This window comes from Corynebacterium sp. CCUG 70398 (assembly GCF_024454055.1).
GTDB classification, from domain to species: domain Bacteria; phylum Actinomycetota; class Actinomycetes; order Mycobacteriales; family Mycobacteriaceae; genus Corynebacterium; species Corynebacterium genitalium.
This window is the reverse complement of the sequence record NZ_JAGPYZ010000004.1, coordinates 72307-89922: the sequence shown is the minus strand read 5'-3', so window position 1 is coordinate 89922 and position 17616 is coordinate 72307. Positions and strand designations below refer to the sequence as shown.

Annotated in this window: 15 protein-coding genes, 1 tRNA gene and 1 pseudogene; 5 read left to right on the top strand and 12 right to left on the bottom strand. The window is 62.8% G+C overall.

Annotation, left to right across the window (positions count from 1 at the left end; genetic code table 11):
* The first annotated feature begins 46 nt into the window (after window positions 1–46).
* The gene (locus tag KBX07_RS06240) at window positions 47–1477 is read left to right on the top strand and encodes a PucR family transcriptional regulator (protein ID WP_256018556.1); all 1431 of its coding nucleotides are present in this window, start codon (window positions 47–49) and stop codon (window positions 1475–1477) included.
* 96 nt (window positions 1478–1573) lie between these two features.
* Here the strand turns inward: KBX07_RS06240 and KBX07_RS06235 are convergent, their stop codons facing one another.
* The 3 genes and pseudogenes from KBX07_RS06235 to KBX07_RS06225 form a co-directional block, all read right to left on the bottom strand.
* Window positions 1574–2260 (bottom strand): methionine ABC transporter permease, encoded by a 687-nt coding sequence (locus tag KBX07_RS06235; protein ID WP_005287582.1) that lies wholly within the window; start codon window positions 2258–2260, stop codon window positions 1574–1576.
* Between the two features lie 70 nt (window positions 2261–2330).
* Window positions 2331–3077: pseudogene (locus tag KBX07_RS06230) on the bottom strand (methionine ABC transporter ATP-binding protein); the annotation flags it as partial.
* Window positions 3078–3091: 14 nt separating this feature from the next.
* A complete protein-coding gene (locus tag KBX07_RS06225; protein ID WP_005287575.1) occupies window positions 3092–3919 on the bottom strand; it encodes a MetQ/NlpA family ABC transporter substrate-binding protein in 828 nt (275 codons plus the stop codon).
* A 123-nt stretch (window positions 3920–4042) separates the two neighbouring features.
* On the opposite strand from KBX07_RS06225, the gene KBX07_RS06220 reads away from it, so the two are divergent.
* The 3 genes from KBX07_RS06220 to KBX07_RS06210 all read left to right on the top strand — a co-directional run bounded on the left by KBX07_RS06220 (window position 4043) and on the right by KBX07_RS06210 (window position 6688).
* On the top strand, window positions 4043–4576 hold the full coding sequence (locus KBX07_RS06220; protein WP_040424050.1) for a peptidylprolyl isomerase: 534 nt from the start codon (window positions 4043–4045) through the stop codon (window positions 4574–4576).
* Complete coding sequence (locus KBX07_RS06215) at window positions 4577–5224, top strand: rhomboid family intramembrane serine protease (RefSeq protein WP_256023444.1); 648 nt, start codon at window positions 4577–4579, stop codon at window positions 5222–5224.
* A gap of 69 nt (window positions 5225–5293) precedes the next feature.
* The gene (locus KBX07_RS06210; protein ID WP_256023442.1) at window positions 5294–6688 is read left to right on the top strand and encodes an NAD-dependent succinate-semialdehyde dehydrogenase; all 1395 of its coding nucleotides are present in this window, start codon (window positions 5294–5296) and stop codon (window positions 6686–6688) included.
* Between the two features lie 396 nt (window positions 6689–7084).
* On the opposite strand, the gene crgA is transcribed toward KBX07_RS06210, so the two are convergent.
* The 8 genes from crgA to KBX07_RS06170 are packed head-to-tail and all read right to left on the bottom strand — an operon-like array spanning window position 7085 to window position 16266.
* Window positions 7085–7363: a cell division protein CrgA gene (gene crgA / locus KBX07_RS06205; protein WP_005287563.1), complete on the bottom strand. Its 279-nt coding sequence runs from the start codon at window positions 7361–7363 to the stop codon at window positions 7085–7087.
* A 40-nt stretch (window positions 7364–7403) separates the two neighbouring features.
* On the bottom strand, window positions 7404–9311 hold the full coding sequence (pknB, locus tag KBX07_RS06200) for a Stk1 family PASTA domain-containing Ser/Thr kinase (RefSeq protein WP_255997226.1): 1908 nt from the start codon (window positions 9309–9311) through the stop codon (window positions 7404–7406).
* A 15-nt stretch (window positions 9312–9326) separates the two neighbouring features.
* A complete protein-coding gene (locus KBX07_RS06195; protein WP_256023440.1) occupies window positions 9327–10778 on the bottom strand; it encodes a serine/threonine-protein kinase in 1452 nt (483 codons plus the stop codon).
* Window positions 10778–12232, bottom strand: a complete 1455-nt coding sequence (locus tag KBX07_RS06190) for a penicillin-binding transpeptidase domain-containing protein (RefSeq protein ID WP_255997225.1) — start codon at window positions 12230–12232, stop codon at window positions 10778–10780. The genes KBX07_RS06195 and KBX07_RS06190 overlap by 1 nt, the downstream gene beginning before the upstream one ends.
* Entirely contained in the window at window positions 12229–13566 is a 1338-nt protein-coding gene (locus KBX07_RS06185) for an FtsW/RodA/SpoVE family cell cycle protein (protein WP_255997224.1), read from the bottom strand. The genes KBX07_RS06190 and KBX07_RS06185 overlap by 4 nt, the downstream gene beginning before the upstream one ends.
* A complete protein-coding gene (locus KBX07_RS06180; protein WP_255997223.1) occupies window positions 13567–14970 on the bottom strand; it encodes a PP2C family serine/threonine-protein phosphatase in 1404 nt (467 codons plus the stop codon). It abuts the gene before it with no gap.
* Window positions 14967–15413, bottom strand: coding sequence for an FHA domain-containing protein (locus KBX07_RS06175; RefSeq protein WP_005287548.1), 447 nt, complete (start codon window positions 15411–15413; stop codon window positions 14967–14969). The genes KBX07_RS06180 and KBX07_RS06175 overlap by 4 nt, the downstream gene beginning before the upstream one ends.
* Before the next feature lie 31 nt (window positions 15414–15444).
* Window positions 15445–16266, bottom strand: a complete 822-nt coding sequence (locus KBX07_RS06170; protein ID WP_255997222.1) for a DUF3662 and FHA domain-containing protein — start codon at window positions 16264–16266, stop codon at window positions 15445–15447.
* A gap of 188 nt (window positions 16267–16454) precedes the next feature.
* On the opposite strand from KBX07_RS06170, the gene KBX07_RS06165 reads away from it, so the two are divergent.
* Window positions 16455–16538: transfer RNA gene (locus KBX07_RS06165), tRNA-Leu, on the top strand.
* A gap of 551 nt (window positions 16539–17089) precedes the next feature.
* Here KBX07_RS06165 and KBX07_RS06160 read toward each other — a convergent pair.
* A complete protein-coding gene (locus KBX07_RS06160; RefSeq protein WP_255994672.1) occupies window positions 17090–17500 on the bottom strand; it encodes a four-helix bundle copper-binding protein in 411 nt (136 codons plus the stop codon).
* Between the last annotated feature and the right edge of the window lie 116 nt (window positions 17501–17616).

The window sequence follows — 17616 nt, the reverse complement described above, 5'->3', positions numbered from 1 at the left end:
TGAGTTGTTTCCCTTCACATTTCTCGTCGATAGCCAACACCTCGGCTTGACCGAGATTGTCGCGCCGCCGAAGCCCTCTTTCACCGTCGTGCAAATCAACGAGCTGGAAACCCCGGGGTCTTTCATCCAGCAGGAAGCATTCGTGCTCACCGTTGGCGCTGCATTCCGTGACAACTCCGATGGCCTGCGCGGACATGTCGAGCATCTCGCGGAGCAGGGCACCGTGGCGGTCGGCTTCGGCATCAGCACCGTCTTCGGACGCATCCCAGATGCCGTCGTGGACGCCGCGCGGGAGAACAACGTGGGCCTGTTCGAAGTGTCGCGGCCCGTGCCGTTCGCCCGGATTTTGAGCGCCGTCCATGAAGAGCAGCACCGCCGCTCCACCGCCGAACAGGAAAAGCGCGCTTACCTGCACCAGCAACTGCTCCACTCCCAGGAGAAGCTCACGCAGACCGCCACCGCGGGCGACGTCAAAGCCCTCACGCGCGATGCCGCCACCACCCTCGAGGCCCGTGTGACCATCAAAGACCCCAACGGCCTTCTGATCGCCGAGCAAGTCTCGCGGGCCTTCAACGCGATGAAAAAGACCTACTCGAGCTCCTACCGCATCAGCTCGTCCGCCACCGACGGTCGGCCGTACACGGTCGATGTGACCTCCACACGCACGCTCACAGACCAAGACCGGTCTCTCATCCGCCACTACGCCGGCCTAGCAGCCACCCTTTTATCGCGCCCGGCTCACCTGCGGCGGATCCATAACCAGCTCAATTCCTTCGCGCTGCGCATCCGCCTCGGCATCACGGATGAGGGGGAGCTCTATTCCGGTGCCGTTGACACTCCAGTCGACCGGGAAGGCTTCACCCGGCCGATCGTCATCGCGGCGCAATCGCCCCGCGGGATGCAGGCGGTGGTGGAGCGGCTGGACAGGGAGACGTCGAAAAGCGATCGGCTACTACATGTCCTCGAGGTCGATGAAACGACCTTCCTGATGGTGGTGCGCCCCGATGTGACCGTGCGCGATGTGCTCGGCACCCTCGGTGAGCACCGCGGCCGCGTGCGCATCGCTGCAGGTGGACCGGTGCTGCTTGCCCGGCTGACGCTGGACCACGTGAATCAGCTCGTCTCCAGAGCGCGGACTCTGCGGCCTGGCGATGTGGCTCGCGCCAATGATTCGGGGCTTCCGTGGCTGCGCGACCCCACCGTCGCCCACGCGCTCGCGGCCAGACGCGAAGAGATTTTCGGCCGGCTGATCAGCTTTGATGCCGCCTACGGGACAGATTACGAGACCACCCTCGCCGTTTTTCTTCGTCACGGTGCGCGGCTGGGCGAGGCCGCCGAGGCTCTGGGTGTGCACCGCCATACCGTGCGGACCCGGATGGCCAAGATCGAGAAACTGTGCGAGATCGACCTACATAACCCCGCCCACTTCAGCGAGGCCTACCTGGCCATGACTGCGTTCGAGGGCGGGGCGGGGTGAGGGGGTGCTGGGATGGTGGGTGCTGAGGCGCTGGTGGATCTAGCTCCTGGAATCTAGATCCACTAGACCCTCGACTCTTTAGCTATGACTACCTCTCTACGCCCGCGCGCGACGGGCGAGCGTGTTGCCCACAGACTGGATGGCCTGGACGATGATGATCAGGAGCACCACCGTCGTGAGCATCGCGATCGAGTCGAACTGCTGGTAGCCGTACGAGATAGCAAGGTCGCCGACGCCGCCGCCGCCGATCGTGCCGGCCATCGCCGTGGCGGAGATCAGGCCGATCGTTGCCGTGGTGACGGCGAGAATGATGGACGACTTCGCCTCTGGCAGGAGGAAGTATCTGATGGTCTGGAAGAGGCTGGCGCCCATGGAATCGGCAGCCTCGGTGATGCCGGGGTTGACCTCCAGCAGGGACTGCTCGATGAGGCGGGCGATGAACGGGGCGATGTACAAGGTCAGCGGGACGAGCGCCGCGGTGGTGCCGATGGCGGTTCCCGCGATCACGCGGGTGAACGGAGAAATAGCCACCAGCAGGATAATGAACGGCAGCGAACGGATGATGTTCACGACCACATTGAGAACGCCGTAGACAACCTTGTTGGGCTTCAAACCGCCCGGCCGGGTGATCACGAAGGCGAGCGCCAGCGGGATGCCCAACAATGCGCCGAGGAACAGAGAAATGCCGACCATGTAGAGGGTCTCGCCGAAGGAGTCGAGGTACATCTCCGGAGTGACGCGGGAGCCAGTGGTGTCGCGCCACCACGTATTGAGCTGATTCATGCTGTTACATCTCGCTATTCTTCACCAGTGCGCGGGAGAGAGCCTCACGCGCGGTGGCATCGAGTTCGGGCGGGATTACGGTGTCCACGAATTTCTGGGTCAGTTCGTGCTGCGGGTCCGCGAAGACCTGTGCCACTGGGCCGGATTCCACAAGACGGCCCTCGGAGAGCACCGCCACGTTGTCGGCCAAGCGGGCAATCACGTCGATCTGGTGGGTGATGATCAAAATCGTCACTCCGAGTTCCTCGTTGATATTGCGGAGCAGGTCGAGGATCTGGGAGGTGGTGATGGGGTCGAGGGCGGATGTGGGCTCGTCGCAAAGCAGCATTGTGGGCTCCGTGACAAGCGCGCGGGCGATGCCCACGCGCTGACGCTGACCGCCGGAGAGCTGCCGCGGCTTGTGCTGGGCGCGGTCGGTGAGGCCGACCAGCTCAAGCACCTCAGCAGTGCGGCTTTCGATCTCACTCTTCGGTGTCTTGGTCAGCTTCAACGGGGTGGCCACATTCTCCGCGACCGTTTTCGTTTCCAGGAGGTTGACGCTTTGGAAGACCATGGCGACTTTCCGGCGGAGCTCACGCAGCTCGGACGTGCTCAAGGAAGCCGGCTGCTGTCCGTTCACGGTGACGGCGCCGGAACTCGGGGTTTCCAGTCCGTTCACCATCCGGATCAGCGTGGATTTGCCGGCACCCGAGGTGCCCACGACACCGGTGACACTGCCTTCGGGGACAGTGAAACTGATGTCGTCGAGGGCGGCGAAGGAGCTATCCCGCGTCGGGAACACCCTTCCGACATGGTCGAATACAACAGCGTCAGTCATGGAAGTCAGTTCGCTTACTTCAGAGAGTCGGGCAGGAACCAGTAATCGTTCTCGTTCTGGGAGTCGAAGAACTCCTTGAACTCGTCGGAACGATACGCCTCAGCGACAGCATTCGCCCACGGAGCGTCCTTCTTGTCCTCGGTAGTGACCGCGACGAGGATCAGCTCAGGGCGCAGTTCCTCCTGGAAGACCTGCAGGTTTGGGTCGAGCTTGGCGGAGTAGCTCATCGAGCCCGGGATGACGGCCCAGTCGAGATCCGGGAGGGAGCGCGACAGGTTCGCGGAGTCCATCGGCTTGATTTCGAGGTTGTGCGGGTTCTCATCGATGTCCGACTCTGCGAGCAACGTCTCGTCGGCGTCGTCGCGGAGGGTGATCCAGCCTGCGTCGACAAGCACGTGGAGTGCGCGGGACTTATTCGAGCCATCGAGCGGGATGCCGACCGTCTGGCCGTCAGCGACCTCGTCCAGGGACTTGTGCTTCTCCGAGTACAGGCCCGCCGGCACCGTCGGAACTTCGGTGATGGAGGTGAGGTTTGCGCCCTTTTCCTCGTTGAACACGTTCATCCACGCGGTGTGCTGCTCGACGTTGAGGTCGGCGGAGCCCTCCGCGAGAGCGGTGTCGGCCTGGGTGAGGTCGGTGAAGTTCTGGACGTCGACCGTGTAGCCCTCTTCCTCCAGGATGGGTGCGACACCGTCCTGGAAGAGCTCAGAGTACGGGCCCGGGGAGGTTGCGACGCGAATGGTCTTGTCGTCGCCCGCATCGGTGCTCTCGCTGGAGCCGCATGCAGTGAGGCCAAGAACGAGGGAGCCAGCTGCCACGGCGGCAGCGATCTTCTTGAACATTCTGGGGTCCTTTCACGTTTCTAAAAGTGCTGTAGCTGAATGCTAATACTAAACCGTACGGTATGCCTAAACAAGACAGATCTGTCTAGCTTGGTGCTGGCACGGATGTCCGCCCCGACGCGTATCCTGGTTCGCATGACTCAGAAGACTCAGACCATCACCTTCCACACGAACCACGGTGACATCGTTGCTGACCTGTTCGGCAACCACGCGCCGAAGACCGTCCAGACCATCACCGGCCTGGCTGACGGTTCCCAGGATTACTCCACGAAGAACGCCTCCGGCACCACGGACGGCCCGTTCTACGACGGTGCAATCTTCCACCGCATCATCCCGGGCTTCATGATCCAGGGCGGCGACCCGACCGGCACCGGCACGGGCGGCCCGGGCTTCCAGTTCGCCGACGAGTTCCACCCGGAGCTCTCCTTCGACCGCCCGTACCTGCTGGCCATGGCTAACGCTGGCCCGGGCACTAACGGCTCCCAGTTCTTCATCACCGTTGCCCCGACCCCGCACCTGACCAACCGCCACACCATCTTCGGTGAGGTCACTGATCCGGCGTCCCAGAAGGTCGTCGACGAGATCTCCAACGTGCAGACCGGCCGCATGGACCGCCCGGTGTCCGATGTGGTCATCGAGTCCGTCACCGTCGCGTAGGTGCGTAAACTCCTCGCCGGCGCCCCCGCCACAGCAGTCATAGCGTTGCTGTGCGCGGGGGTTTTCGCGGTTGCCGCGTTTGACGCGCGGTCGCTTAGCGACATCATTTGGGCCTCCCGCCTCGGCCAGACCTTCGTCCTCTACGGGCCCCTGGTCGTTGATACCCCCTTTGGATACCTTCGCGCCCTGACGTCGGGGTTCCTGCACGTCGACATCTCCCACCTGGTGGTCAACCTGCTTGTACTCGTGTTCATCGGACCGGTGGTGGAGCGGTTTGTGGGCACCGGCCCATACGTAGCGGCGTACTTGGCCTGCATCCTCGGCGGATCAGCCGCCGTGTTGTTCTTCGGCTTCGCCCAGCCGACCGCTGGCGCGTCCGGTGCGCTCTACGGGTTGATGGCCATTTTGGTGGCTATTGCTGCCCGCAACCGGGCTGACCTGCGTGCACCACTCGTCCTCGTCGCCGGCAACCTGGTGTTCACCCTGGTCATGCCCGGTGTGAGCCTGTGGGGCCACCTGGGAGGAACGGCCACCGGGGCGGTCATGGCCGTGCCGCTGACCGCCCGCGAAACACGCACCCAGTGGTGGGGTGTTGTTGCCGCCCTGGCAATCACCGCCATGGCCATCGCAGCACCTGTTGTGGCGTGAGAGGCCTGCTAAACCCGCATGCGAAGAAAATCATAGCGAACGTTCGCCAACGCTCGTACTGTGGCGGACATGCCAACAAAGTACCGCGTACAAAACCCGAAAACCAATGAGATTGTCGAGAGCTTCGACTTCATCACCGACGACGAACTAGAGCAGGCACTGTCTACTGCGAACGACACGTTCAAGGGGTGGCGCGAGAAGAGCTTCGATGAGCGCGCCGAGGTGCTGCGCAAGGTCGCATCGCTTTTCGACGAGAAGCGCTCCGAGCTCTGCAACATCATCGCAGAAGAAATGGGCAAGTCCGTCTTCGAGGGTGACGGCGAGGTCGACGATGTCGTCGACATCTTCAACTACTACGCCGACAACGGTGCCGAGTTCGGCGCCGACGAGGAGATTCCGAACAACCAGGGCGGCACCTCCATCATCCGTAAGGTCCCGCTCGGGATCATCGTGGGCATCATGCCCTGGAACTTCCCTTACTACCAGGTCGCACGCTTCGCAGCGCCGGCGCTCATGGCCGGCAACGTTGTGATGGTCAAGCACGCCGAGATCTGCCCGCGCTCCGCCGCGGCCATTGAGAAGATCTTCGACGAGGCTGGCGCTCCGAAGGGTCTGTACACGAACGTGTACGCACAGCACTCTCAGATCTCCACCATGATCGAGGATGACCGTGTGCAGGGTGTGTCCCTGACGGGTTCTGAGACCGCTGGTCGCGCCATTGCATCGCAGGCAGGCCAGGCACTGAAGAAGTGCGTGCTCGAGCTCGGCGGCACCGACGCATATCTGGTGCTGGATTCCTCCGACGTGAATGCCGCAGCTGAAACGGCGTGGCAGAAGCGTGTCGGCAACGTCGGCCAGGCATGCACGGCGAACAAGCGCATGATCGTCATGGAGGACATTTACGACGAGTTCGTGCAGACGCTGGTGGACCTGGCCTCGTCCTACACCGAAGGTGACCCGCTGAACCCGGGAGAGGGCAACGAGTACTACCCGCTGTCCTCCCGCGACGCTGCAGAGATGCTTTCCCAGCAGCTGCGTGTTGCCGTTGACGAAGGTGCGAACCTGCGTCTCGGCGGCGAGGTCACCGGCGCGGGTGCATACATCACCCCGGCCGTGATCACCGACATCCCCGTCGGCAGCGACTCCTACTACGAGGAGTTCTTCGGCCCGGTCGCCGAGGTGTACAAGGTCTCGTCCGAGGAGGAAGCGATCGAGCTGGCTAACGACTCCCGCTACGGCCTCGGCGGTGCAGTGATGTCCGAGGATGAGGAGCGTGCGAAGAGGGTGGCGGCGAAGATCGACACCGGCATGATCCACGTGAACATCCCGCAGGCCCGTGGTGCTGAGCTGCCGTTCGGCGGTGTGAAGGCATCCGGTCTGGGCCGTGAGCTCGGGCCGCTGGGCATGGATGAGTTCGTGAACAAACAGCGCTACTACATCGCGGGCTCCGACTCCGCAGTCTAAGGCGGGTTTCAACACTCCGTTTAGCTCGCTAGCCCCGGTCGTCATTGTGACGGCCGGGGCTAGTTCTTTGTGCCCTGTGATGTGCTGCCGCCGAGTTATCCACAGGGTGTGGAAAATCCTGTGCATAAACCACTTCCATACCACCTTCCACAGCTTGTGGAGAACAGCTTTTCGCAACTGTGACCTGCTCTTTCCATGCTTTGTCAACAGTGTTTGTGCACAGGCCTGTGTAACACGTCCTGGGGATTTCCCGATGGGGATAGTTGGGGATAAACCCGTGCACAACACACCGTGATTTCCACACGTTTCACAACATCAAGGTGGACCGTGTGCGGGCATGAAAAAACCAGCGCTGGGAGCAGCGCTGGTACACGGGCCGGGGGCGTGGCGCGGTTGTTAACGCCACCCCATGGTCATCAGCAGACCGATGATCAAGCCTGCGAAGCCGATCGCGTAGTTCCACGCACCGAGTTCGTTCATGACAGGGATCTGCGGGCCGGCGAGGTAGTTGACCACGAGCCAGAGCAGGCCGATGGCCATGAACCCGAACATCAGGATCTTGTACCACATGGGCGTGCCGCCGGTGTTGATCTTGACGGGGGTGCGGTTGGCGCCGGTGGACGTCGTCGTCACCGGGGTAGCGGCGGTGTCCTTCGTGACCTTTGCCTTGGGCATTACGTACGTCCTTTCGTTAGTTCAGCAGTGACTTTACCAGCTACCCGACCAGGTCCTCGATACCGCCGAGGACGGGGTTCTTCCAGTAGTCGACGGTGATGTCTGCGTCCTTGCGGATCTCCTCGCCGGAGGCGGGTCGGTGGCCAGCGATGCGGCCATGGTCGGCAGGGTCGGGCGTGTCCACGAAGTTGCCCTGCTTCAGGGTTCCCGTCCATCCGGAGGAGCGGAGGGCTGTTTCGGCTTCATCCTTGGTCTTGTGCACCAGGCTAGGCAGTTCGAAGAGCATGCCGTTGGAAACACGCAGCTCGACGGTGGTGCCGCGGGCGACGTCGGTGCCTTCTCCGGCGACGGCGATGACTTCGCCCTCTGGCTTTGAGGAATCAACGTCCACCTTGGTGGATTTCAGGCCGAGCGAGTTCAGCACGGACTCGGCTTGTTGGATATTCATGCCGGTCAACGAGGGCACCTGGACCGTTTCGCGACCACTTGAGACGGTCACGGAAACCTTGGATCCCTTTGACAGCTGGGACCCGGCGACCGGCTGCTGGTCCATGATGTGACCGTCGGGGACGTCGTCGGAACTTTCACGCTTCAGGTTGTCGTCAAGTTTCAAGCCGGCTTCTTCGAGCGTTTTCGCGGCTTCTTGCGGGGTGAGGCCATCCAGGTCGGGAACATCGGTGATCTCACGGCCGGAGGACACCGTGATCGTGACGTTCGTGCCCTTTTGCAACTGCGAACCTTCGGTCGGGTTGGTGCCCAGCACGTCGCCGCGGGGAACGTCGGGATCCGGTGCCTCATTCACGGTGACTTGCAGGCCAAGATCCTCGAGAATCTTGACTGCCTCTTCGCGCTTCTTGCCCACGACGTTGGGCACGGTCACCATCTCGGCAGCGGCTTGCTCTTCGCCGTCGCCACGGACCTTGTTGTATACGTACGCGCCACCGCCTAGCAGCATCACCGCAGCGAGCAGCAGCGCGGCTACCTTCATGCCCGAATTCTTCCTTTTCGTTTCCTGGCGGTGCTGCGCATACCTGCTTTCCGACGGCACCACCGCCGTAGTCTCATCCTGTCGCTCCGCCAGGTGATTCCGGGCAGCGTTGGTCACCGCGCCGCGCTGGAGACGCTGTAGGTCTTCGGCCATCTCCATGGCGGTCTGGTAGCGGTCGGCCGGGTGCTTGGCCATGGCAGTGAGGATGACGGAGTCGACGTTGATCGCCTCAGTCTCGCTCAAGCCTGCAATGCGTGCGCTCGGTGGCTGCGGATCTTCCTGTACGTGCTGATAAGCAACGGCGAAGGGAGTTTCACCTTCAAAGGGCGGAAAACCGGTGACGGTCTCGTACATCACGCAGCCGAGAGCGTAGATATCGCTGCGTCCGTCGGCGGTCTTACCGCGTGCCTGCTCGGGGGAGAGGTACTGGGCGGTGCCGATGACGGCAGACGTCTGGGTCATCGCCGCGGTGGAATCATCCAGGGCGCGGGCGATGCCGAAGTCCATGACCTTCACTTCGCCGGTGTTGGTCACCATGATGTTGGCGGGCTTGACGTCGCGGTGGATGATGCCGGCTTCATGGCTGGCGGCCAACGCGTGAGTGACGGGCAGTAACAACGAGGCGGCTTGCTCGGGCGCGAGTGGGCCGTCGCCGTGGACAATGTCCCGCAGGTTTCGTCCCTGGACACGTTCCATGACGATGTACGGGATGGAGGTGTCGCCGATAAGCGTCTCGCCCGTGTCGTACACCGAGACGATATTGGGGTGGTTGAGCCGCGCGGAGTTCTGGGCCTCCCGGCGGAAACGCTCCCGGAAGTTCTCGTCGCGCGCCATGTCGAGCTTGAGCATCTTGACCGCGACCTCGCGGCCGAGCAGCGTATCCGTGGCCACGTAGACGTCGGACATACCGCCGGTGCCGATGGTGTAACCCAGTTGATAGCGGTCCCCAATGAGAGTCATGTTGATCAAGGCTCCTTATTCGAATGGGTTCGGCAGTTCCGGCAATTCCGGGGCTGGCGGGACGGGACTTTCCGGTTGCGTTGCAGGCGGCTCTTCGCGGGTGGGCTGCGGTGCGGTTTGTTCTTCGCGGCTGGACTGCGACGTCGACGGTTCTGGGGAATTGTAAATGGTCGACGGTTCTTCCTGGGTGCTCTGCTGTGTCTCCTCCGGTTCGGAGCTGGGGGTGGTCTGCTCCGTTGTTTCTTCGACAGTCGTCTCGATGGTCTCCGTGGAAACCGTGGTGCTCGACGTGCTCGAGGAAGTCTCTTCGCCACCGCCGCTAATGCCGTCAAAAAGCCCCGATGCGTAGGCCCAGAATGCACCGAGCCCGAGAAGCAGCACCACCAGCGCGATGAGCACACCGGTGCCGAAGCCACCGGAACGCTTCTTCGGCTCCGCATCAACAGCAGGCGTCTGGTGCTCCGACAACTCCGGGTAATCCTGCGGGTAGCCCGGCTGGTAGCTCGGAGCCGGGCCCGTTTCGGGTTGGATCGTGGTCGCCTCGGTGACGGCGGCGAGCTGCGCGGTGGACTCCTGCGGGGAGGGAGAAGAGACCGCGCGGGTGTTTTTGGTCACCGGGCGCTGGCCGTTGCGGGCGTCGGCGATGGCGTTCTGGAACTCGGAGCCGTCGGCAAAGCGCGTCGCGGGGTCTTTGCGCATGGCGATGCCGATCAGTTCGCGCGCCGGCGCCGAAATCGACGTCGACAGCGGAGGTGCCTCGTTGGAGACATGCGCCAACGCCACGGAAACGGAGGAGTCACCGGTGAAGGGGCGGCGGCCCGACAGGAGTTCGTACCCGACCACGCCGAGGGAGTAGATATCCGATGCGGCGGTGACCGGCAGGCCCTGCGCCTGCTCGGGGGAGACGTACTGGGCGGTGCCCACGACCATGCCGGTGCGCGTCAGCGGCACAGCCGATGCGGCCTTGGCAATGCCGAAGTCGGTGATCTTCACCTTGCCGTTCTGCGTGATCATCAGGTTGCCCGGCTTGATGTCGCGGTGGACCAAGCCCATCCGGTGGATCACGGAGAGACCGTGGGCGGCCTGCTCGAGCACGTCGAGCGCCATTGCCTCGGTGAGTTGACCCTCGCGGACAATGAGGTCCGCCAAGGACTCGCCCCGGATGTACTCCATGACGATGAAGCACATCGGGTAGCCCTCGCGCGTGGGCACCTCACGGTAGTCGTAGGTAGCCACGACATTCTCGGAGTTGATGCCCTCAGCGGCATTCGCCTCGTTCCGGAAACGGCTCAAGAACTCTTCGTTAGCGGAGAACTCGGGTCGCAGGACCTTCACGGCGACTTCGCGGTCGCGGGTGGTGTCGTCGGCAAGCCAGACGGTGGACATGCCGCCGTGCCCGATAATCCATTGGAGCTGGTAATCGGGGCCGATGAGCTCTTGCAGCTCGGCGCGGTTATCAGTGTGCATTACTGTGCACCTCCAGTGTCATCGGTGTTCGGTGCCGCCGCCACCCCCAGGATGGCGCGGCCGATCGGGGCGGAGACCAGTCCACCAGTAGCGCTCTGGCCCATGCCGCCGCCGTCCTTGACCACGACGGCCACGGCGACATCCTTGTCCGGGTCGAAGGCGACGTACCAGGTGTGCGGTGCAAGTCCCTCGCCGTGCTCGGCGGTACCCGTCTTGGATGCGTAGCCGTTGCCGTTGTACCCGGCAGTGTTGCGCTCGGAGGAGTACATCAGACCTGTCAGCGTCTCAGCTTCGTCGGCGCTGATGGCTTCCGCTGCCTGGTGGGGGCGGGTTTCGCTCACGGTCTTCATGTTGGGCGCGACGACGCGGGAGACCACATAGGGGTCCATGCGTTTGCCGTCGTTAGCCACCGTGCCTGCCATGACTGCGGCCTGCAGCGCGGTCATGGTGACGTCGCGCTGACCGATCGCAGACATGCCCACCGCAGCCAGATCCTCCAGCTCACCGAGGGAACCAGCCGCGTTGGGCAGGCCCAGATCGTAGTTCTGGCCCACGCCGAACGCGGTGGCCATCTCGCGCATCGGTTCGTCGCCGATCTCAGTGGCCAACTCCACGAATGCCGTGTTGCATGACAGGGTGAACGCCTGGGTGAGCGACGTCTCTCCACCGCCGCCGCCACACGCCTTGCCCCCGTAGTTGGTCAGCTGCACTTCTGTGCCCGGCAGGGTGATCGCGGCTTCCGCAGTCAGCTGAGAATCAGGGGTGTAACCGGCGCGCAGACCTGCGGCCGTGGTGATGATCTTGAAGATGGATCCCGGCGGCAGCTGCTCCTGCGCAGCCTGGTTGAGAAGCGGCTGGCCCGGATCCTCGTTGACAGCCTGCCACGCGGATTCTGCGGTGTCGGGGTTCACAATCGAGTTCGGGTCATAGGACGGGTTCGACGCCATCGCGAGCACTTCGCCTGTCGACGGCCGCAGCGCCACCACCGCACCGTTGTATCCACGAGACTCCAGCTGGTCGTAAGCCGCGGCCTGCATCTGCGGATCAAACGTGAGCTCGATGGAATCGCCAACTCGGTTCTCCTTGTTCGTCCGCAGGAAGCGGCTGCCGGACGCGCGCGATTCGCCGTTGAGTTCTTCGTTGAACCCGGCCTCGAGTCCAGCCACGCCGTAGCGGTCCGACACGTAGCCGATCACCGGGGCAAACGAGTACGGCATGTTGGGGTAGCTGCGGTCGTAGAAACCCTCGCTGTTCTGGTGGGACTCGGCGAGAATCTCGCCGCCTGCGCTGATCTGGCCGCGCTCCACCATTTTGGCTTCCATAAAGTTGCGCGAGTTCATAGGGTTGCGTGCGTACTTGTCCTCAGTGAATGCTTGCACCCAGGTGAGGTTGACCAGCAGCATCACGATGAGCAGCAGCGAGCCAATCGCGCCGATTCGAATCGTTTTATTCATCGCGCCCCCTCCAGTTGACGCTCCTCAGAAGCAGCAACAGACGTCTCACCAGCCGGGCGGTTCGCGTTGTTGGAGATACGCAGCAGCAGTCCCAGCAGGATGTAGTTCGCCATGATGGCGGAACCACCAGCCGACATGAACGGCGTGGTCAGACCCGTCATGGGCAGCATGTTGGACACACCGCCGGTGACCACGAAGATCTGCACGGCGATGGTCAGTGCGAGCCCGGAGGCGACCAGCTTGCCGTAGGTGTCGCGCACGGCCAAGGCGGTGCGGAAACCGCGGGTGATCAAGATGGCGAAGATGATCAACACGGCGCTCAAGCCCACCAGGCCGAGCTCCTCACCGATAGCGGCGAGGATGTAGTCCGAGTGCGCGACCGGAACCATGTCGGGGTGACCGAAGCCCAGGCCCGTACCGGTGATGCCGCCCCAGCTCAGGCCGAACAGGGCCTGGGAGGGCTGGAAACCGAAGGTGTCGTAGTTAGCCAGCGGGTCAATCAAGTTGGCCACGCGGTCCTGGATCTTTTCAGACATCTGATAAACAGTGAACCCGCCGATGGCCACCAAGCCAGAACCAATGAATAGCCAGCTCGTCCGGCCGGTGGCGAAGTACACCATGCCCAGCACGGTGGCAAAAAGCAGCAGTGCCGGACCGAAGTCGTTGGACATCGCCATGATGAGGATCGCGATCGCCCAGACCATGAGGATTGGAGCCAAGTCGCGCAGGCGCGGGAAAGTCAACCCCAAGAAGCGATACCCGGCCACGGTGAATAGGGACCTTTTTTGCGCCAAAAGTTGGGCGAAGAAGAGCAGCAGGAGGATCTTGGAGAACTCACCCGGCTGGATGGAGAACGGACCCAGCCAGATCCAAATGCGCGCCTCCGCGTCCGGGGGCTGCGGCCATACCAGTGGCAGCGCCAGCAAGATCAGGCCGAGCAGGCCCAGCAAGTAGGAAAAACGCGTCAGCTGACGGTGGTCGCGCACGATCAGCAGCGTGCCCACGAGCAGCACCACGCCAACAAGCGACCACATGACCTGCCGTTCCGTCAGGTGCGCATCCTTCGCGATGTCGATGCGGTAGATGAACACCAGACCGATCGCGTTCAACGTCGCCGCCAGCGGCAGCATCATCTGGTCGGCGTGCGGTGCGGCATAACACATGGCCACGTGCGCAATCGCGTAGACGCCGATGAAACCGCCAACGAGCCAGAGCATGTCGACGGTGAGCGCTTTACCCTGGGAAAGCTCCAAGCCCACGAGCATGAGCAGCAGCAACGCCGCCGACATGATCAGCAGGGTCATCTCCCTGCCGCGGGAAAACAGCTGGCGCATCTACTTCACCTCCCTACAGGCCTCAGCGGGGGTTTCCGGCTCAGCATCGGCCCCCTCGTTGTCTGCGTCTTCAGCAGCTTGAGCATCTTCGGCCGCTGCCTCATCGACGCAGACGGGCAACGCGTCCTCGGCCAAGCGGTTGACTTGCTCGGTGACCTCGGCATACGAGCCGCTGCCCAGGTTGTCCACGCGTTGACGGGTGGAATCGGGCAAGTCGCTGACCGTGAACAGCTGGCAGTCGTTCGGGACAGAGCCCGTGTCGACGAGCCGGATCTGGTTCTCGTCGTTAATGCACACCTTCTGCACAGGCTCATGCAGGTCGCGGCCGAAAACGCTGGTTTGGAAGCCCTGCTCGATGATGATTTCATCTGCGTCGTTCGCAGTGACGAAGTACGACGACTGCTTGGCGTTGTCGTACCACCACATGCCGCCCAGCCCCAGCAGGGCGACGAGCAACACGCCAATGACTATCGGCCACGCCGAGCGCCGCTGGTGATCCTCCTCGTCGTCATCGGGTTCCGGGGTGTCGTGGGTGGCGCGCGTTTCGCTTGTCGACGTCTTATTCTGCGGCCGCACCAACTTCGCCGCCCTACTCGCGGACGTATCCGGATGGGTGGGATCTTCTGCCTGCACCAACGCACCGGCCATCGCAGGTGCGGTGGGCACGTCGGGGGACTCCGGATCATCCGTGTCGATAACATCGGCCACTACAACAGTGATGTTGTCCGGCCCTCCCGAGCGCAGCGCCAGTTCGACGAGGCGTTGCGCGGCCTCGGCGGGGGAGCCTTCTCCCAAGGTGCTCTCAATGGTGGAGTGCGTCACCGGGTCGGACAGTCCGTCGGAGCACAGGAGGTAGCGGTCGCCGGCGTGGGCGTCGATAAGCTCCAAATGCGGCTCGACCGGACGGCCGGTGTACGCCTTGAGAATGAGCGACTTCTGCGGGTGCGACGAAACATCCTCGGCGTTGAGTTTGCCCTGTTCGACGAGCGACTGGACGAATGTGTCGTCGACAGTGATCTGTGTCAGCTCACCGCCGCGCAGGCGGTATCCGCGCGAGTCACCGACGTGGATCAACCCCAGCTGGACACCGTTGAACATCAGCGCGGTCAGGGTAGTGCCCATGCCTTCTTGCTCAGGGTGCTTACTGATGGACGCCTTGATCGACGCGTTCGCGTCATCAGCCGCCGCGCCGAGCAACGCCAGAATGTCGGCGTCGCCCGGGTCGCGGTCGAGGTGCTCCATGTGCTGGACCATGAGCTGGGAGGCGACTTCACCGGCGGCGTGGCCGCCCATGCCGTCGGCAAGCAACAGCAAGTGCGGGCCGGCATAGGCGGAATCTTCGTTGTTTCCGCGCACAAGCCCGCGGTCAGACACAGCGACGAAGTTGAGTTTCAGCGTGCTCATGGCATCAACCTCACAATCGTGCGCCCCATCTTGATGTCCGTGCCCACCTGGACGCGTTCAGGCTGGTCAATCCGGATACCGTCGACAAATGTGCCGTTACGGGAATCCAAGTCCTCGACGAACCATTCAGACCCGCGGCGGAACAACCGCGCGTGGCGCGAGGAGGCAAAGTCGTCCCCGAGCACGAAATCGTTGTTGTCCGCACGGCCCAGTGAGAGTTCTTCCAGCGTGGAAATCTCCATGTGGGAGCCCTGCAGCGGGCCCTCAACCACGACGACCTCGCGGGCCTTTTCCCTGCGCATGGGCGCCGGTGCCGGGGCAGCTGCCGAACGTGGGCGGCGCTGCGCCGAAGCCGCGGCCTTGATGTCGCGGCGCTGCGCGGCGAGCACCGCCATGATGAATGCCCACAACAAGATCAGGAGCCCGAAGCGGGCACCGAGCATCAATGCAGTATCTAGCACGTCACACCGCCCCTTACTGGTACTGCTGGTAGTGCTCGTTCGGCTGGGCCGGCTGGGAATAGCGCGGACCCACGATACGAACCTCGATGGAGGAATGCCCGACAGTGACCACATCGCCGTCGGCCAGCTCCCAGTTCTCCACAAGCTGGTCGTTGACCGTCGTGCCGTTGGTGGACTGGAGATCCACCAGAAACGCGGTCTGACCGTCCCAAATGACTTCGGCGTGCTGGCGCGAGACACCCGTGTCCGGCAGGCGGAAGTCAGCGTCGTTCGACCGGCCGAGGATGTTGGACCCTTCGTGGACTTGGTAGGTGCGCGACGAGCCGTCGAGAAGCAAAAGGGTCACGGCGGGACCGTTCGGTGCTGGCTGGGGCTGGAACATCGGTGCCTCCTGATCATCGGCCTTGCGCGGTGCGCGGTCCGCAAGAATCGCGTCGAATCCGCTATCGACATCCGGGGCTTCGTCGATATACGACGACACACGCAACTGACCCGTGCGCAACCCGGACTCCTCCGCAACCCGGACCACCACGGGCCCGTACAGGCCCCAGTTCAGGTTACGGACAAAACGCGTGAGCTGCCCTGCGAGGTGGGCGGGCAGATCCGGATCCTGCGACAAGTTCTCCAGATCCTTACTGGACACGCCGATCGCGAACACATTCGGAGCGACAATCTCGTCCACCTCATTGGCGACGAGTTCATCCTGCGCCTCCTGCTTCAGCAGCTCTTCCAGCTCAGCCGGAACAACACGGCCACCGAACACTGCCGCAAAGCCGTTATCCAGCCCGCGCTGCAGTGAACTGTCGATCTTGGCCAACCTATCCAGCAACGCCATCTACCCACACCTCCTCCCAGGAATGTTTCGAAGACAGTATAGAGTTTCGCGCCCGTTCGACATAGCTACCCAGGCCTTTCTTACAGTCCTTATGGAGTTTTAAGGTGTGGTTGAGACTATCTGGACGGCAACTGAACACGCGATTTGGTGGTTGGCGGCAGGCCCGTGCTATGTTTACCTAGTCGCCCGCCCGGGTGGCGGAATTGGCAGACGCGCTGGCTTCAGGTGCCAGTGTTCGCAAGAACGTGGGGGTTCAAGTCCCCCCCCGGGCACAATGTGAAGTCCCGAGACATCGTTCCTATGATGTCCCGGGATTTCTTGTTTTTGGAGTGCCCCGGTTGGGGTTGAGTTCGTTGTCTTGCAGTAGATCTTGCCGTCGGTCAGCAGCAGGGGTCGAGCCGCTGTTGCCCTATCCGCAGGCAGCCAGGGCGCCGGTGGCGGTGAGTACGAGTCCGCCGAGTGGAAACTGTCGCCGGGAAAAGCTGTTTGACGTGGTTTAACCGTCCGTGGTCCAGGTCTGAGTGAAACAAGAAGAGGATGAGGGAACCCTACCGCTAAAGCATCAGGTCAGGGGTAGGTCCGTGACACACGTGGCACCATCAGCGGTGGTGGAGAACTCAGTGACACCGGTTATTTATCATGTCCTCTGTGCTTTCCCTCGGATTGTCGATGATCTGAGCTACTGCCCTGCACTTCATGGCCAAAACCGCAGGAGCGGAAGACTAGTGCTGGAGCAACGTCTCGTTCACAATGGTCCGGGAGGTCGAAAACCGCTGCATAGGAAAGATATGGCGGAAACAGTGAGCGTGGTCGTGGGTCGGGGTTAGTCCAAGGTGGCGAGCAGCTCAGTACAGGCCTGCTCGCACCGGCGGCAGGCCTCGGCGCAGACCGTGCAGTGCTCGTGCATCTCAGCGTGGCGGGCGCATTCTTCTCCACAGGCCTGGCAGGCAGTACGACAAGCCTCCAGGACGGAGCGGATAAGGGTGACATTCCAGTCGGTGGGCCGGGAGAGCATCCGGCCGGTGGCCGTACAGATGTCAGCACAGTCGAGGTTGAGGCGGATGCAGGTGGTCAGCTCCGCGACCATGTCCTCACCCAGGCAGGCATCCGCGCAGGCGGTGCAGGTCTGGGCGCACTCGAAGCAGGCGGTGATGCATTCGGCCAGTTTGTCCTTGTCGATCTGGCCTAGGTCCTTCGGGTGGGCCTCCAGCATGGCGTGTACGTGATGGGTCATGTCGTGCTCCATATCTCAATTCGGTCCGGAAAGGTGGGCCGGTCGAGCCGACCGGCCCACACCCTCGACCCTAGAGGCCCGACTGGCCGGAATCCAGGGTTGGACCATGAAGATTT

Coding starts and splice junctions, on each gene's coding strand:
- KBX07_RS06235 (WP_005287582.1), bottom strand. CDS start 2,260: ATGAATCAGCTCAATACGTGGTGGCGCGACACCACTGGCTCCCGCGTC.
- KBX07_RS06225 (WP_005287575.1), bottom strand. CDS start 3,919: ATGTTCAAGAAGATCGCTGCCGCCGTGGCAGCTGGCTCCCTCGTTCTT.
- KBX07_RS06210 (WP_256023442.1), top strand. CDS start 5,294: ATGCCAACAAAGTACCGCGTACAAAACCCGAAAACCAATGAGATTGTC.
- crgA (WP_005287563.1), bottom strand. CDS start 7,363: ATGCCCAAGGCAAAGGTCACGAAGGACACCGCCGCTACCCCGGTGACG.
- pknB (WP_255997226.1), bottom strand. CDS start 9,311: ATGACTCTCATTGGGGACCGCTATCAACTGGGTTACACCATCGGCACC.
- KBX07_RS06195 (WP_256023440.1), bottom strand. CDS start 10,778: ATGCACACTGATAACCGCGCCGAGCTGCAAGAGCTCATCGGCCCCGAT.
- KBX07_RS06190 (WP_255997225.1), bottom strand. CDS start 12,232: ATGAATAAAACGATTCGAATCGGCGCGATTGGCTCGCTGCTGCTCATC.
- KBX07_RS06185 (WP_255997224.1), bottom strand. CDS start 13,566: ATGCGCCAGCTGTTTTCCCGCGGCAGGGAGATGACCCTGCTGATCATG.
- KBX07_RS06180 (WP_255997223.1), bottom strand. CDS start 14,970: ATGAGCACGCTGAAACTCAACTTCGTCGCTGTGTCTGACCGCGGGCTT.
- KBX07_RS06175 (WP_005287548.1), bottom strand. CDS start 15,413: ATGCTCGGTGCCCGCTTCGGGCTCCTGATCTTGTTGTGGGCATTCATC.
- KBX07_RS06170 (WP_255997222.1), bottom strand. CDS start 16,266: ATGGCGTTGCTGGATAGGTTGGCCAAGATCGACAGTTCACTGCAGCGC.
- KBX07_RS06160 (WP_255994672.1), bottom strand. CDS start 17,500: ATGACCCATCACGTACACGCCATGCTGGAGGCCCACCCGAAGGACCTA.